Origin of the sequence: Winogradskyella ouciana (assembly GCF_009709615.1) — a bacterium.
GTDB lineage: Bacteria > Bacteroidota > Bacteroidia > Flavobacteriales > Flavobacteriaceae > Winogradskyella > Winogradskyella ouciana.
Genome location: NZ_WJYA01000254.1, coordinates 1 through 246, shown reverse-complemented (window position 1 = coordinate 246; position 246 = coordinate 1). Strand labels below are relative to the sequence as shown.

The window sequence follows — 246 nt, the reverse complement described above, 5'->3', positions numbered from 1 at the left end:
GTTTCTGAAATGAATGATACACCTTGTAAGTATTCACCTTTTAACTCTTCATAGTTTTCAATAACACCGTTATGAACTAGAGTAAAACGGCCATTTGATGATTGATGTGGATGAGAGTTTTCATGATTCGGTACACCGTGTGTTGCCCAACGTGTGTGACCGATTCCAACAGGTCCATCAAAATCGCTACTATCAGCAACTTTACGTAATTCTGCAATACGACCTTTTTCTTTAAATACAGTTGTA

At 37.4% G+C, this 246-nt stretch carries 1 pseudogene; it reads right to left on the bottom strand.

Annotation, left to right across the window (positions count from 1 at the left end):
* Positions 1-246: pseudogene (locus F1003_RS19100) on the bottom strand (glutamine--fructose-6-phosphate transaminase (isomerizing)); the annotation flags it as partial.